The organism is Mesorhizobium abyssinicae, from assembly GCF_049887195.1.
GTDB classification, from domain to species: Bacteria; Pseudomonadota; Alphaproteobacteria; order Rhizobiales; family Rhizobiaceae; genus Mesorhizobium; species Mesorhizobium abyssinicae.
On record NZ_JARAKC010000016.1, the window covers coordinates 104,911 to 120,053 of the forward strand.

Here is a 15,143-nt window from a genome sequence, read left to right on the forward strand (position 1 = left end):
GCCAATTTATCCGGCACATGTCAAGCGCGCAAACACCCTCTTGCCGTCAAATAACGACAAGCAGAACGAGATATTGATTTTCATTCCATCTGTGCGGTTATCAGGCCGGACTTTTTTCCGCAACGTCAAAAAATGCCTGACGCAACGAAAGTGTTACGGAACCGGGGTGGCCATTGGCCACCGGAGCGCCGTCGATTGCCACGATCGGCATGGCGATCGTGGTCGCGGAGCTGATGAAGGCCTCGCGCGCCGCCTTGGCCTCGGTGACCGAAAATTTGCGCTCTTCGATCTTCACGCCGAGCTTGGCGGCAACATCGAACAGCGTCGTACGGGTAATGCCGCGCAGGATCCCGTGCTCGGCCGGCCGCGTCACCAGAACGCCATCGCCGGTGACGATCCAGGCGTTGGAGGAGCCGCCCTCGGTGACCATGCCGTCGCCGTCGACGAACCAGGCTTCCTGGGCGTCGGCCTCCTTGGCCTTCTGCTTGGCCAGCACATTGGGCAGCAGCCCGGTGCTCTTGATGTCAACCCGATCCCAGCGGTTCTCCGGCACGGTGATGACCTTGATGCCGGTCTCGGCTCGCTTGATCGCGGCGGCAGGATCGGCCTTCCTGGCGGTCACCACCAGCGACGGCCTGGTGCCGGGCGCCGGAAAGACGAAGTCACGGCTGGCGACGCCGCGCGTCACCTGGACATAGACCAGGCCGTTGACCACGTGGTTGCGGCGCACCACCTCGCGCAGGATGAGAGGCAGCACGGCCTGCGTCACCGGCCAATCGATCGACAGTTCGCTCAGCGAGCGGTTCAGGCGGCCGAGATGGCGCGGCATGTCGACGATGAAGCCGCGCGCCACCTCGCAGACCTCATAGACGCCGTCGGCGAACTGATAGCCGCGATCCTCGATATGCACGGAAGCGTCGGCATGGGCGACATAGCGCCCGTTCACATAGGCAATGCGCGGCATGGATCACCCCTGGGGACTTTCGGTTTGTTTAAGCGATTCCGCCGCGGCCGTAACCGGCAATCGGCCGGCCGGGAGCCGCTGGACCAACAACAGGCCGTTGTCAGACGCCCAGCGACTTCAGCTTGCGGTGCAGAGCGGAGCGCTCCATGCCAATGAATTCGGCGGTTTTCGAGATGTTGCCGCCGAAGCGGTTGATCTGGGCGATCAGGTAGTCCTTCTCGAACTGTTCGCGCGCCTCGCGCAGCGGCAGCGCCATGATGTGCTGGTCCGACTGGTTGGGCGTGCGCGGCATGACGTCGCCGATCTCCGACGGCAGCAGATCGGCGGTGATCGGCGCGTCGACATCCTCGCCCCGGGCCAGGATCATCAGCCGTTCGACATTGTTGCGCAACTGCCGGACATTGCCGGGCCAGTTGTGGGCCTGCAGCACCGCCAGCGCATCGTCGCCGATGCGGCGCGGCTTGATGCCGGCCTGGCGGGCGATCTGCTTCATGAAATTGTCGACCAGATAGGGGATGTCCTCGCGCCGCTCGGCCAAGCCCGGCACCGCGACCGGAACCACCGCCAGGCGGTGGTAGAGGTCTTCGCGGAAACGGCCGTCGGCGATCATTGCCTCCAGGTTCTGCGAGGTGGACGAGATGATGCGGACGTCGACCTTGACCCTCTTGGTGCCCCCTACCCGCTCGAACTGCTGCTCGACCAGCACGCGCAGGATCTTGTTCTGCGTCTCGCGCGGCATGTCGGCGACTTCGTCGATGTAGAGGATGCCGCGATGCGCCTCCTCCAGCGCGCCGACCTTGCGTTCGGTGCCGTTCGATTCTGTGCCGAACAGTTCGATCTCCATACGCTCCGGTGTGATGGTGGCCGCGCTCAAGGTGACGAACGGCGCGGCTTTGCGCGTCGACAGCGCGTGGATGGCGCGCGCGGCCAGTTCCTTGCCGGAACCGGACGGGCCGATGATCATGATGCGGCTGTTGGTCGGCGCGACGCGCTCGATGGTCTGGCGCAACTGGCTCATCGCCGACGACATGCCGATCAGGTCGAAGGTCTCGCCGCTGCGTTGCTTGAGGTCCGACACCTCGCGTCTCAGTTTCGAGGTTTCGAGTGCGCGCTCGGCGATCAGGATCAGCCGGTCGGCCTTGAACGGCTTCTCAATGAAATCATAGGCGCCGCGGCGGATGGCCGAAACCGCCGTTTCGATATTGCCGTGGCCGGAAATCATCACCACCGGCAGGTTCGGATGCATCGTCTTGATCTCGTCCAGCAGGGCCAGGCCGTCGAGACGCGAGCCCTGCAGCCAGATGTCGAGGAAGATCAGCCTCGGCGCGCGATCGGCAATCGCCGCCAGCGCGCTGTCGGCGTCGAACGCCGTGCGGGTTTCGTGACCTTCGTCGCTCAGGATGCCTGCGACGAGTTCGCGGATGTCTTCCTCGTCATCGACGATGAGAATATCAGACGCCATTACCGACCTTTTCAGTTTCTCTTTGGTGTTCCGTTCGGCCTTCGTCGCGTGGCGGCGCGGCGGCGACCGTCGCCGGCGGCAGGATGATCGAGATCATCGCGCCTCGGCCGCCGTGGAAATCCGCCGGCGCATCATGCAGTTCAAGCCGGCCGCCATGGTCCTCCACGATCTTCTTGACGATAGCGAGGCCAAGACCGGTGCCTTTTTCCCGCGTCGTCATGTAGGGCTCGAGTAGCCTTTGGCGATTTTCGCGTGGCAGCCCTCTGCCATTGTCGATGACATCGATTCTGATGGCGCCATTCTGGCGCCCGGCTTGAATCCGGATTGTGCCGTCCGAACGATCTTTTGCATCAAGTCCGTCAATGGCCTCGGCGGCGTTCTTGATGACGTTGCCGAAGGCCTGCGCCATCAGCCGGCTGTCGAAAGTGCCCTTCAGCGGTTCGCCGCCGAAATCGCGCTCGAAGGCGATGTCGGAGCGACTGACCTCGACGAGGAACGATGCCTCGCGCAGCGATTCGCGCAGGTCGATGGCTTTCATCTCCGGCTTCGGCATGCGCGCGAAGGCGGAGAATTCGTCGACCATGCGGCCGATATCCTCGACCTGCCGGATGATCGTGTCGGTGCACTGGTCGAAAACCTCGCGATCCTCGGTGATGACTTTGCCGTAGCGGCGCTTGATGCGCTCGGCCGAAAGCTGGATCGGCGTCAGCGGGTTCTTGATCTCGTGGGCGATGCGCCTCGCCACATCGGCCCAGGCCGACGAGCGCTGCGCCTGGACCAGGTCGGTGATGTCGTCCACCGTCACGACGTAGGATTTCTCCTCCGAACCATCGTCGCCGGCCTCGATGGTGATCTGGACGTTGAAAGTGCGCTCGGCGCCGGTGCGGTAGAAGGTCACCTGCTCGCGATAGACCGGCTTGCCCGACTTGCGACCGATTTCGAAGACGCGGCCGACATGCGGCAGCACAGCGGACAGGTTCTGCCCAAGTGCGGCGCTGGCCGAGATCGCCAGCATGGTCTCGGCCGATCGGTTGACGATGGTGACGATGCCGTAGGGATCGACGCCGATGACGCCGGCGGTGACGCCCGCCAGCACCGCTTCCGAGAAGCGGCGGCGCTCGTCGATCAGGTCCTTGGCGGAGAGAAGCTCGTTACGCTGCGATTTGAGCTCGAGGATCATGTTGTTGAAGGTGTCGCCGAGCGAGGCGACGTCGCCGTCGGAGAGCCTGACCGGCACGGCGACATCGAGATTGCCGGTGGCGACCTCGTCGGCGGCGCCGATCAGCTGGCGGATCGGCCGCACCAGCCGGTCGGCAACGGCGATGCCGGTCCAGATCGCCGACAGGATGACGATCAGCGTCAGCGACAGATAGGGCAGCGCGAAAGCGACCTGCGAGGTGCGGCGGTTGTCCTGCAGGTTGCGGTATTCGTCGGTGTTCGACCTGACGATCTGGCGCGCCTTGATCACATCGGGATCGACCAGGCGGATTGTGTAGAGGTAAAGCCCGTCGATCTCGCGCAGCTTGACGATAGCGCCCATGATGTTGCGGGTGCGCGGCTCGATCAGCACCGGCTTGCCGTCGGCGGCGGTCTCCACCGCGCCGGGTGGCGGCTCCGGCATGGCGAAGTCGGCGTCGGTCTTGGCGCTCATCACGAAGGAGCCGTCGGGCTTGATCAGCGCCGCATGCGCGAGCGAACGGCCAACCGCTTCCTTGTTCATCAGATCGAGGAAGCCTGTGCGGTCGAGGCCATAAAGCGTGCGCGAGGCATCGAGGTCATAGGCCATCGACAGCGTCGTGCCCTGCAGGTTGCGCGCGTTCTCCTGGACATAGGCGTCGGCGATCGACAGCGACGAATTGACGATCGTCTTGGTGCGGATCTCGAACCAGCGGTCGAGGCCGATGTCGAGCGTGATCGAGGCGATGATGGCCACCATGATGGCGGGAATGGCGGCGACCAGCGCGAACATCGCCACGATGCGCACATGCAGGCGCGACGCCGCCTTGCCGTGCTTGCGCGCCATCACAATGCGGTGAACCTCGCGGCCGATAAGCGCGATCAGGAACAGGACGAAGACGGCATTGAGCGCGATCAGCGCCAGCGTGGCCCTTGCGTCAGGCGTGATCGGCGTGGCGCCGACGAGAATCGCAAAGGAGATCGCCGCCGTGATCAACGCGCCGGCAATCGCCGTCACGCCAGGCAGCGCCAGAAGCCGGCGCCTGTCCTCTGCGCCGGGCTTGCTGAAAAGCGGTTCGTTCTGGGAAGCCATATCGCCGTCTAAGAGTCAGTGATTGCGTCGGATGTATGCAACGCATTGTGGCGATTATGCAACAAGTGTGGCCGAGACGGAAATCTTTCCCCGGCTCATTGCCCTTGCAGGGCGATTTTAGACCTGCCTGGAGGACTTGTAGACGTTGACGCCGAGCTCGCGGATCTTCTTGCGCAGCGTGTTGCGGTTGAGCCCGAGCAGCTCCGCCGCCTTGATCTGGTTGCCGCGCGTCGCCGTCATCGAGGCCAGCACCAGTGGATACTCGACCTCGGCGAGGATGCGCTGGTAGAGGCCGGCCGGCGGCAGGTCGCCGGCGAAGGAAGCAAAATAGCGCTGCAGGAAATGCTCCACCGCCTGGCCGATGGAGAGATCGTCGGGAATGAGCGCGCCGCCGCCGGGGACGACCGGCCGCTCGCCTGTCTTGAGTTCGGCCTCGATGATCTCGGCCGAAATCTCATCCTGCGAATAGAGCGCGGCCAGCCTGCGCACCAGGTTTTCCAGCTCGCGCACATTGCCCGGCCAGGGGTAACGCTTCATCAGCTCGATGCCGCCGGAGGAAATGCGCTTTGTCTGCAGCCCCTCGCTGGCGCCCTGCTTGAAGAAATGCCGCACCAGGTCCGGAATATCCTCGGAGCGTTCGCGCAGCGCCGGCAACCGCAGCGGCACGACATTGAGGCGATAGAACAGGTCTTCGCGGAACAGCCCCTGGTTGATCAGCGCGCGCAGATCCTTGTTGGTGGCGGCGACGATGCGCACGTCGGTCTTGATCGGCGTGCGGCCGCCAACCGTCGTGTATTCGCCCTGCTGCAGCACGCGCAGCAGGCGCGTCTGCGCCTCCATCGGCATGTCGCCGATCTCGTCCAGGAACAGCGTGCCGCCCTCGGCCTGCTCGAAGCGGCCGGTAGAGCGGTTCTGCGCGCCGGTGAAGGCGCCCTTCTCATGGCCGAACAGTTCCGATTCGATCAGGTCGCGCGGGATCGCCGCCATGTTGATGGCCACGAACGGGCCGCCGCGACGGCGGCCATATTCGTGCAGCGCGCGGGCCACCAGCTCCTTGCCGGTGCCGGACTCGCCACTGATCATCACCGTCAGGTCGGTCTGCATCATCCGCGCCAGCATGCGGTAGATGTCCTGCATGGCGGCCGAGCGGCCGACCAGCGGCATCGTCTCCGGCTGGTCGTCGGCGCGCGCGTCGAGCTTCGGCCGTCGCGGTTCGGCCAGCGCCCGGTTGACGATGTTGAGCAGCTCGGTCAGGTCGAACGGCTTCGGCAGATATTCATAAGCGCCGGTCTCGGAGGCGCGGATGGCGGTCATGAACGTGTTTTGCGCGCTCATCACGATGACCGGCAGCTCGGGCCGCGCCTTCTTGATGCGCGGCAGCATGTCGAAGGCGTTCTCGTCGGGCATCACGACATCGGTGATGACCAGGTCGCCCTCGCCCGCCGCCACCCAGCGCCACAACGTCGAGGCGTTCGAGGTGACGCGCACCTCATGGCCGACGCGCGACAGCGCCTGGTTGAGCACGGTGCGGATGGCCGCATCGTCGTCGGCGACCAGAATATTGCCGCGTGCGGTCATGTGCGGTCCCCTTCAGCTTCTTCTTCGACGCCGTGCGCGGTTTCCTTCCAGGCCGGCATCAGGATGCGGAAGGTGGTTCCGCGCGGCGTCGAATCGCATTCGATGATGCCGCCATGCTCGCCGACGATCTTGGCCACCAGCGCCAGACCAAGGCCCGAGCCGTTCGGTTTGGTGGTGATGAAAGGATCGAACAGGATCGGCAGTATGTCCTCCGAAACGCCTGGACCATTGTCGCGCACGCAGAATTCCAGCGGCAGGGAGACGCGGTCCTGCGTTCCCGGCACGGAGACACGGATGCCCGGCCGGAAAGCGGTCGACAGCGAGATCTCGCCCTGCGGGTCACTACCGATCGCTTCGGCGGCGTTCTTGACCAGGTTGAGGAATACCTGGATCAGCTGGTCGCGGTTGGCGAAGACCGGAGGCAACGATGGATCGTATTCCTCCAAAATCTTGATCCGCTTGGCAAAACCGTTCTTGGAAATTGCCTTCACGTGGTCGAGCACGACATGGATGTTGACGGGGTAGCGGTCGATCGGCCGCTCGTCCGAAAACACCTCCATGCGGTCGACGAGGGAGACGATGCGATCGGTCTCGTCGGTGATCAGCCGGGTCAGCGCGCGGTCCTCATCGGAGGCCGAGAGCTCGAGGAGCTGGGCGGCGCCACGGATGCCGGACAGCGGGTTCTTGATCTCATGCGCCAGCATGGCGGCAAGGCCGGTGACCGAGCGGGCAGCGCCGCGATGCGTCATCTGCCGGTCGATCTTGTCGGCCATCGACCGTTCCTGGAACATCACCACCACGGAACCGGGGAACTCCGGCACCGGCGCGACATAGAGGTCGACCATCTTTTCGATGCCGAGGCGCGGCGACGAGACATCGACCCGGTATTCGTTGACCGGCGCCAGGCGCTCGCGCACCTGGTCGACAAGCGTCAGCAGCGGGCTGCCGAAGGGCACCAGCTTCGGCAGCGTGTTGCGGGCAAGCATGGTGGCGCTGGAGCGGAAGAAATCCTCCGCGTCGGCATTGGCGAAGGTGATGAAGCCTTGGGGATCGACCATGATCACCGGCCGGCGGATGGTGTTGAGCACGATGTTTGCGGCGTCCGCCATGTCTGGGCTCTTCGGGGCGGTCGCCTTCATGCCGCGCTCCGCAGATCCGTTGCTGCCTCTGCGATATCGGCAAATGCCCGGCGCAGTCCGCCAACGATCTCATCCGGCACGAAGGACGTGAGGATACGCTTGCGCAGCTCCGGCGAAACACCGGCTGCGTGGCGGTCGAGATACCAGCCGAGATGCTTGCGCGCCTGGCGCAACCCGCTTTCGATCCCGTAGAGCGACAGCATGTCCGCGTGGTGGGCGATGATGTAGTCGGCCAAAGCCTGCGGGCTTGCGGGAACGCCGGACATTGTTTCGCCAGCGGCCGAGGCAGCGATGCTGCCCGCGATCCAGGGCGCGCCATAATGCGCGCGTCCGATCATCACCGCGTCGGCGCCCGATTGCTCGAGGATGGCAGCAGCCTCCGCCGGCGATCCGACATCGCCATTGGCGACGACCGGGATCGAGACGGCTTCCTTGACGCGCGCGATCGCGCGCCAGTCGGCCTTGCCCTGGTAGAACTGGCAGCGCGTACGGCCATGCACCGTCACCATCCTCACGCCGGCCTGTTCGGCGCGGCGCGCCAACATCGGCGCGTTGAGGGCGCTCTCGTCCCAGCCGAGACGCATCTTCACAGTAACCGGCACCTCCACGGCGCCGACAACCGCCTCGATCAGCGATAGCGCGTGGTCGATATCGCGCATCAATGCCGAGCCGGCATAACCGCCCGTCACCTTCTTGGCCGGGCAGCCCATGTTGATGTCGATGATATCGGCGCCCTCGCCCGCGGCGATCCGCGCGCCTTCGGCCATGTGCGCAGCCTCGCGGCCGGCAAGCTGGACCATGTGTACCGGCAGACCGGAATGGCGAATGCGCAGGTCGCAGCCAGCCCTGCCCTTCGCCAGCTCACCGCTCGCCACCATCTCCGACACGACCAGTCCGGCGCCATGCCGATGCGCGCGCTGGCGGAACGGCTCGTCGGTTATCCCCGACATCGGCGCCAGGAAGACGCGATTGCGGATACTCACGCCGCCAATATCGAGCGGCAAGGCCAATTTGGTCAATTCGGGCATGCACAAAAACCAAGCATATCGGATTTCTGCACATTCTCTAGCCAGAAGCAAGACGATGTGCAACGCGCAATGACGTCACATTAAGGCGCATTTGGGAAATAGCCGGGCATCGGCTTGTCCCGCGGCCAAAGCACCGTGCGTCCTGCGGGATGCGCAAAGGACGCCCTGGAATTCATATTTGAAGCACGATCTTTTCCGAAAACCGATTACACTTTTCGGGATCGTGCGCTAAGCCAAATCGCAATGACGGACGCAAGTAAAAATCAGAGTTTGGACGACAAGGTCGCGGTGGTAATCGTCGCGGCGGGCCGCGGCGCGCGCGCCGGGCAGGCCAATGGACCGAAGCAGTATCAGCGGATCGGTGGCCGCGCCGTCATCGCCCGCACGCTGGAGACGTTCCTGGCGCATCCGAGGACCGGTCCGGTCGTCGTCGCCATCCACGCCGACGACGGCGAGCTCTTCCGCAACGCCGCCGGCGCCAGCGCCGATCGCGTCCTTGCGGTCACGGGCGGCGATTCGCGCCAGGCCTCGGTGCGGCTCGGCCTGCTGGCGCTCAGGGACAGCGCGCCAGGCCGGGTGCTCGTCCATGACGCCGTGCGTCCCTTCGTCGACGCGACCCTGATCGACCGCACGATCGACGCCATCGGCGAGCGGCAGGGCGCGCTGCCCGCTTTGCCGGTCGCCGACACGCTGAAGCGCGAATCGGCGGCCGGTATGATCGAGGAGACCGTGTCGAGGAACGGGCTGCATGCCGCGCAGACGCCGCAGGGCTTTCCGTTCTGGCCGCTTCTTGCCGCGCATGAGAAGGCCCATCATCTCGGCAAGGCCGATTTCACCGACGATGCGGCGATCGCCGAATGGGCGCACATACCGGTGAAACTTGTCCCGGGATCGCCGGACAACATCAAACTCACCTGGGCAAGGGATATTGCAATGGCCGACCAGCGGCTTTCCGGTGAACGGCCGCGCTTTCCGGATATCCGCACCGGCAACGGCTACGACGTGCACGCCTTCGAACCGGGCGATCATGTCACGCTCTGCGGCGTCGCCATCCCTCACGACAGAAAGCTGTCTGGCCATTCGGATGCCGATGTCGGCCTCCACGCCCTCACCGACGCGCTGCTCGCCACCTGCGGCGCCGGCGACATCGGCACGCACTTCCCGCCGTCGGATCCGCAGTGGAAAGGCGCCGCCTCGAAGATCTTCGTCGAACATGCGGCCAGGCTGGTGCGCGGGCGCGGCGGACGCATCGCCAATGCCGACATCACGCTGATCTGCGAGGCGCCGCGCGTCGGCCCGCACCGCGAGGCGATGACGGCTGCGCTCGCCGCTATGCTCGGCATTTCCTGCGAGCGCATCTCGATCAAGGCAACCACCAATGAGAAGCTTGGCTTCGTCGGCCGCCAGGAAGGCATAGCCGCGATCGCCACCGCCAGCGTCGTCTTTCCAGGTGAGGTCCCCGAATGAGCAACGCCGAACTCGCGAACGCCCTGCTCCTGGCCTGCCAGCAGCGCGGCATCATGCTGGCGACGGCGGAAAGCTGCACCGGCGGCCTGATCATCGCGGCGCTCACCGACATTGCCGGTTCCTCCGCCGTGGTCGACCGCGGCTTCATCACCTATTCCAACGAGTCCAAGATGGACATGCTCGGCGTTTCCGCCGCAACGCTCGACGCGCATGGCGCCGTCTCGCGCGAGACGGTGCTTGAAATGGCGGCCGGCGCGCTGGCGCATTCGCGGGCGAGCCTCTCGCTTGCCGTTACCGGCATTGCCGGCCCGAGCGGCGGTTCGGCCGACAAGCCGGTCGGCCTCGTCTGGTTCGGGCTTGCGCTGGCCGGCCAGCCCATCGTCGCCGAGCACCAACTGTTCGCGCACAAGGGGCGCGAGTTCATCCGCCACGAGACGGTGCGGCACGCGCTGGAACTGGGATTGCGGGCGCTGGACTAGACCCCTCGTTCCGGTCAGGCCGTTCTTGCGCCGTAGATCTGGTCGGCGCGTTTTTCGAAGGCTTCGGCAAACATGCGGAAGGCACGGTCGAACATCGTGCCCATCAGCGCGCCAAGAATGCGGCTCTTGAACTCGTAGTCGATGAAGAAGTGCACCTCGCAGCCGCTATCGGCCGGGTCGAAGCGCCAGATATTGCTGAGATATTTGAACGGTCCGTCGATGTATTTGACGTCGATGGCCTTCTCGTCGGGCTTCAGCAGCACCTGGGTGGTAAAGGTCTCGCGGATAGCCTTGTAACCGATGCTCATGTCGGCAAGGAGGATGGTGCGGCCGTCGCGCTCCTTGCGCGAGCGCACGCTGAGCGCTTCGCACAGCGGCAGGAATTGCGGATAGGCCTCGACGTCGGCGACCAGCGCGAACATCTCCTGCGGCGTATGGGCGACGCGGCGGGTGGCTTCGAATTTCGGCATTCGGGGATTAGCTGGTCTTTTTGAGCTGCGCTTCACGCGCCGCGCGCAGCCTGGCGAAATCCTCCCCGGCATGATGCGAGGAGCGCGTCAGCGGGCTCGACGCCATCAACAGGAAGCCCTTGGTCTTGCCGATCGTCTCGAAGGACTTGAATTCCTCGGGAGTGACGAAGCGGATGACCGGATGGTGCTTCTTCGACGGCTGCAGATACTGGCCGATGGTCATGAAGTCGACATTGGCCGAGCGCAGGTCGTCCATCAGCTGCAGGATCTCGTTCCGCTCCTCGCCTAGACCGACCATGATGCCGGACTTGGTGAAGATCGACGGGTCGAGTTCCTTGACGCGCTGCAACAGCCGGATCGAGTGGAAATAGCGGGCGCCCGGCCGCACCGTCAGGTAGTTCGACGGCACAGTCTCCAGATTGTGGTTGAAGACGTCGGGCTTCGCCGCCACGACGATCTCCAGCGCGCCGTCCTTGCGCAGGAAGTCCGGCGTCAGGATCTCGATCGTGGTCGAGGGCGCGGCGGCGCGGATGGCGCGGATGACCTCGGCGAAATGCTGCGCGCCGCCGTCGGCAAGATCGTCGCGGTCGACCGAGGTGATGACGACGTGGCTGAGGCCCATCTGCTTGACGGCATGCGCGACGCGCGCCGGCTCATCGGCATCCAGCGCGGTCGGGATGCCGGTGGCGACGTTGCAGAAGGCGCAGGCGCGGGTGCAGATCTCGCCCATGATCATGAAGGTCGCGTGCTTCTTGTCCCAGCACTCGCCGATGTTCGGGCAGCCGGCTTCCTCGCACACAGTCACCAGCTTGTGCGACTTCACGATCTCGCGTGTCTCGGCGTAGCCCTTCGAGACCGGTGCCTTGACGCGGATCCAGTCGGGCTTGCGCAGCACCTCCTGGTCCGGCTTGTGCGCCTTTTCGGGATGCCGCACGCGCGGCGCATTGGCGATCGTGTCGAGGACAGTGACCATCTCAAACCCGGTTGCTGCGCGATCGCCTGCCCGGCGCTCGCATTCCAACGTCACTTAGGACTTTTCGGCGCAAAGAAAAAGGCCATACCGGCGCATGCCGCCACGGCCTTTTTCGCATAGCGGTATCGATGCCGGCTAACGGCGCACCAGCCGGCCAACAAAGATCAGCAGGCAGGCGCCGATGAAGCCGGTGACCAGATAGGCGAACCAGCCGACGCCGAAAGATTGGAAATTGAGGGCTTGCAGGATTGCGTTCAGCACGACCGCGCCGACGATGCCCATAATGATGTTCATGAAGATGCCGGTGTTGCTTTTCATCACCATCTCGGCGAGCCAGCCCGCCAGACCGCCGATGATGATGGCTGCCAGCCAGCCCACGCCATTCACGTCCATATGCCAACTCCTCCTGTGACGGGTGAAAATGCATCCGGAAACGAACTGCCTTGCCGCCGAGTTCCCCAGGCTTTCGCAGGTGAGTCTCGGGCGGCCAATTTATCATGCGTTCAACGCGCGGCCATAGGCGTCGAGCACGCTTTCCTTCATCATCTCCGACAGGGTCGGGTGCGGGAAGATGGTGTGCATCAGCTCTTCCTCGGTGGTTTCGAGGTTCATCGCCACGACGAAACCCTGGATCAGCTCGGTCACTTCGGCGCCGACCATGTGCGCGCCGAGCAACTGGCCGGTCTTCTTGTCGAAGATCGTCTTGATGAAGCCCTGGTCCTCGCCGAGCGCGATCGCCTTGCCGTTGGCGCCGAACTGGAAGCGGCCGACGCGGACGTCCTTGCCTTCGGCCTTGGCCTTGGCTTCGGTCAGGCCGACCGAGGCGACCTGCGGGTTGCAATAGGTGCAGCCGGGGATCTTCTGCTTGTCGGTGGCATGAACGCCCGGGACATTGGCGATCTTCTCGATGCAGACGACGCCTTCATGCTCGGCCTTGTGGGCGAGCATGGGCGGTCCGGCGACGTCACCGATGGCGTAGATGCCGGGCACGTTGGTCTTGCCGTAACCGTCGACGACGACGCAGCCGCGGTCGGTCTTCACACCCAGCGCCTCAAGGCCAAGATTTTCGATGTTGCCCTGCACGCCGACGGCCGAGATCATGCGGTCGGCGGTGATCTTCTCGACCTTGCCGTCCTTCATCTCGACATGCGCCGTCACCGAGTTGGCGCCCTTCTCGACCTTGGTCACCTTGGCCTCGAGGATGATCTTCATGCCTTGCTTCTCGAACTGTTTCTGCGCGAATTTCGAGACCTCGGCATCCTCGACGGGCATCACCGCCGGCAGCAGCTCGACCACCGTCACCTCGGCGCCCATGGTGCGGTAGAAGGAGGCGAACTCGATGCCGATGGCGCCGGAACCCATCACCAGCAACGACTTCGGCATTTCCTTCGGCACCATGGCTTCGAAATAGGTCCAGATCAGCTTGCCGTCCGGCTCGATGCCGGGCAGCGCGCGCGGCCGCGCGCCGGTGGCAAGGATGATGTGCTTGGCGGTGTAGGTGCCCTCGCCCTTGACGCCTTTCGGCGCCGGCGGCTGCGGCTCCATCGGCTTCTTGGCCGTCTTGGAGACGACGATCTCGCCCGGCTTCGAAAGCTTGGCCTCGCCCCAGATAACGTCAACCTTGTTCTTCTTCATCAGGAAGGCGACGCCGCCATTCAGCCTCAGCGAGACCTTGCGCGAGCGGTCGACGACCGCGGCGGTGTCGGCGCTGACCTTGCCGCCTTCGAGCTTCAGCCCGTAGTCCTTGAGGTGGTCCGAATAGTGCATGATCTCGGCCGAGCGCAGCAGCGCCTTGGTCGGGATGCAGCCCCAGTTGAGGCAGATGCCGCCGAGATGCTCGCGCTCGACGATCGCCGTCTTGAAGCCGAGCTGCGCGGAACGCACCGCCGTGACATAGCCGCCGGGGCCGGAGCCGATGATGATCACGTCGTAGGATTCAGCCACGGATTTCTCCCTGATTTCTAGAGTTCCAGCATCACGCGCACCAATGGTGCCAGCGCCTTGCCGATGTTTCGGGTGTTTTCGGCGTCGAGATGGACGCCGTCGAGCGGGGTGGTGACGGCGACGCTGCCGGCGTCGAAGAAGCCGCAGCCGGCCTCGTCGGCAAGTGCGGAATATTGCGGCGCCAGCCGCTTCGAGGCCTCGTCGCCGCCGGCAAACATTTCCTTGAATTCGGCATTGTCGGTGCGGCTGACCGCCGGCGGCGCGACGATGAGGATCTGGGGTGCGGCCCAACCGAACGGGTAGTCGTGGCCGCGCACGATATCGATCAGGCGCTGCATGCCCTGCTTGGCGGCGACCGGATTGCCGTGGATCCACGGCTTCATGTCGTTGGCGCCGAGCATGATGACGATCAGGTCGATCGGCGCATGGCTCGTCAGCATTGTCGGCAGCACGCGAGCGCCGTTGCGGTCCGCGCCGGCGAGATGATCGTCGAAGGCGGTGGTGCGGCCGTTCAGGCCTTCGGCGATGACCTCGACGCCGTCGCGCAGCGCCGCCTTGAGAACGCTCGGCCAGCGGTCTTCCAGCGCATGGCGGCCGAGGCTGGCGGCGTCATAGCCCCAGGTCAATGAGTCGCCATAACAGAGAATTGTCTTCATGCGCTTGCCCCACCCCTGCCGAACGCTGCCGCCGAGCGCTTGAGCCGCCAGCGCACGAACAGCCATTGCACGATAATCGTCGCAACGCCGGGAAGGATCAGGCCAGCGACGATCGAAAGGTCACTCGCCGTCGCCCGATTCTCGGCCGGCACGGAAAAAGTCCACCCTGCCAGCGCCAGCAGTGCGAGACCGTACACGGCGAGCAGCCACCACAAACTGCGGTCGACGGCTCGCACCGGCTCGGCGAAGAACTGCACGGCGAAGAAGACGATCGTCACGGCGATGACGACAAGCACCGTCGCCGCGAACACAACTATGTACTCCTCGGTGGCACCGGTCATGACCGCGAGCTGCTGAGCCACCAGCCCGCCAGCCAGGCCGGAGAGGATGAAGGCGAAAAGGCTGGTGAAGAATTTCCGCACCGCCCTTTTCCTGTCCTAGACCAGCATGCCCATAGGGTTTTCGATCATGCGCTTGAAGGCGCCGAGCAGTTCGGCGCCGAGCGCGCCGTCGACGGCGCGGTGGTCGGTCGACAGCGTCACCGACATGACGTTGGCGATCTTGATCTCGCCGTTCTTGACCACTGGCCGCTGCTCGCCGGCGCCGACCGCCAGGATCGTCGCATGCGGCGGGTTGATGACGGCGGCAAAATCCTTGATGCCGAACATGCCGAGGTTGGACACCGCCGTGGTGCCGCCCTGGTATTCCTCCGGC

General features: G+C 64.7%; 15 protein-coding genes. 2 read left to right on the forward strand and 13 right to left on the reverse strand.

What is annotated here, in order from left to right; translation table 11 throughout:
• Positions 1-100: 100 nt before the first annotated feature.
• From PU724_RS26065 to dusB, 6 genes are all read right to left on the reverse strand, one after another.
• A complete protein-coding gene (locus PU724_RS26065) occupies positions 101-964 on the reverse strand; it encodes a D-amino-acid transaminase (protein WP_127286358.1) in 864 nt (287 codons plus the stop codon).
• Between the two features lie 100 nt (positions 965-1,064).
• Positions 1,065-2,426, reverse strand: coding sequence for a nitrogen assimilation response regulator NtrX (ntrX, locus tag PU724_RS26070; RefSeq protein ID WP_127286357.1), 1,362 nt, complete (start codon positions 2,424-2,426; stop codon positions 1,065-1,067).
• Positions 2,416-4,695, reverse strand: a complete 2,280-nt coding sequence (locus PU724_RS26075; RefSeq protein WP_135858470.1) for a sensor histidine kinase NtrY-like — start codon at positions 4,693-4,695, stop codon at positions 2,416-2,418. The genes ntrX and PU724_RS26075 overlap by 11 nt, the downstream gene beginning before the upstream one ends.
• Before the next feature lie 117 nt (positions 4,696-4,812).
• Positions 4,813-6,273, reverse strand: coding sequence for a nitrogen regulation protein NR(I) (gene ntrC / locus PU724_RS26080; protein ID WP_127310266.1), 1,461 nt, complete (start codon positions 6,271-6,273; stop codon positions 4,813-4,815).
• Complete coding sequence (locus tag PU724_RS26085; protein ID WP_127310265.1) at positions 6,270-7,412, reverse strand: two-component system sensor histidine kinase NtrB; 1,143 nt, start codon at positions 7,410-7,412, stop codon at positions 6,270-6,272. The genes ntrC and PU724_RS26085 overlap by 4 nt, the downstream gene beginning before the upstream one ends.
• Positions 7,409-8,440, reverse strand: a complete 1,032-nt coding sequence (dusB, locus tag PU724_RS26090) for a tRNA dihydrouridine synthase DusB (protein ID WP_354421695.1) — start codon at positions 8,438-8,440, stop codon at positions 7,409-7,411. The genes PU724_RS26085 and dusB overlap by 4 nt, the downstream gene beginning before the upstream one ends.
• A gap of 243 nt (positions 8,441-8,683) precedes the next feature.
• Between dusB and PU724_RS26095 the strand changes: the two genes are divergently transcribed.
• Entirely contained in the window at positions 8,684-9,907 is a 1,224-nt protein-coding gene (locus tag PU724_RS26095; protein WP_127393179.1) for a bifunctional 2-C-methyl-D-erythritol 4-phosphate cytidylyltransferase/2-C-methyl-D-erythritol 2,4-cyclodiphosphate synthase, read from the forward strand.
• Entirely contained in the window at positions 9,904-10,386 is a 483-nt protein-coding gene (locus PU724_RS26100; RefSeq protein WP_127393178.1) for a CinA family protein, read from the forward strand. Before PU724_RS26095 ends, PU724_RS26100 begins: the two co-directional genes overlap by 4 nt.
• 14 nt (positions 10,387-10,400) lie before the next feature.
• On the opposite strand, the gene PU724_RS26105 is transcribed toward PU724_RS26100, so the two are convergent.
• The 7 genes from PU724_RS26105 to PU724_RS26135 all read right to left on the reverse strand — a co-directional run.
• Entirely contained in the window at positions 10,401-10,856 is a 456-nt protein-coding gene (locus PU724_RS26105) for a type II toxin-antitoxin system RatA family toxin (RefSeq protein WP_127284096.1), read from the reverse strand.
• A gap of 7 nt (positions 10,857-10,863) precedes the next feature.
• Positions 10,864-11,829 (reverse strand): lipoyl synthase, encoded by a 966-nt coding sequence (gene lipA / locus PU724_RS26110; protein ID WP_127284097.1) that lies wholly within the window; start codon positions 11,827-11,829, stop codon positions 10,864-10,866.
• Between the two features lie 135 nt (positions 11,830-11,964).
• Positions 11,965-12,222: a GlsB/YeaQ/YmgE family stress response membrane protein gene (locus tag PU724_RS26115; RefSeq protein ID WP_354421693.1), complete on the reverse strand. Its 258-nt coding sequence runs from the start codon at positions 12,220-12,222 to the stop codon at positions 11,965-11,967.
• Between the two features lie 102 nt (positions 12,223-12,324).
• A complete protein-coding gene (gene lpdA / locus PU724_RS26120) occupies positions 12,325-13,773 on the reverse strand; it encodes a dihydrolipoyl dehydrogenase (RefSeq protein ID WP_127309197.1) in 1,449 nt (482 codons plus the stop codon).
• Between the two features lie 17 nt (positions 13,774-13,790).
• Positions 13,791-14,429 carry an SGNH/GDSL hydrolase family protein gene (locus PU724_RS26125; protein ID WP_354421691.1) on the reverse strand — a complete coding sequence of 213 codons (639 nt, stop codon included), beginning with the start codon at positions 14,427-14,429 and terminating at the stop codon, positions 13,791-13,793.
• Positions 14,426-14,851, reverse strand: a complete 426-nt coding sequence (locus PU724_RS26130; RefSeq protein WP_354421689.1) for a hypothetical protein — start codon at positions 14,849-14,851, stop codon at positions 14,426-14,428. Before PU724_RS26130 ends, PU724_RS26125 begins: the two co-directional genes overlap by 4 nt.
• A 15-nt stretch (positions 14,852-14,866) precedes the next feature.
• Positions 14,867-15,143: 2-oxo acid dehydrogenase subunit E2 (locus tag PU724_RS26135; RefSeq protein ID WP_426213665.1), on the reverse strand; the 277-nt coding region annotated here is incomplete at its 5' end.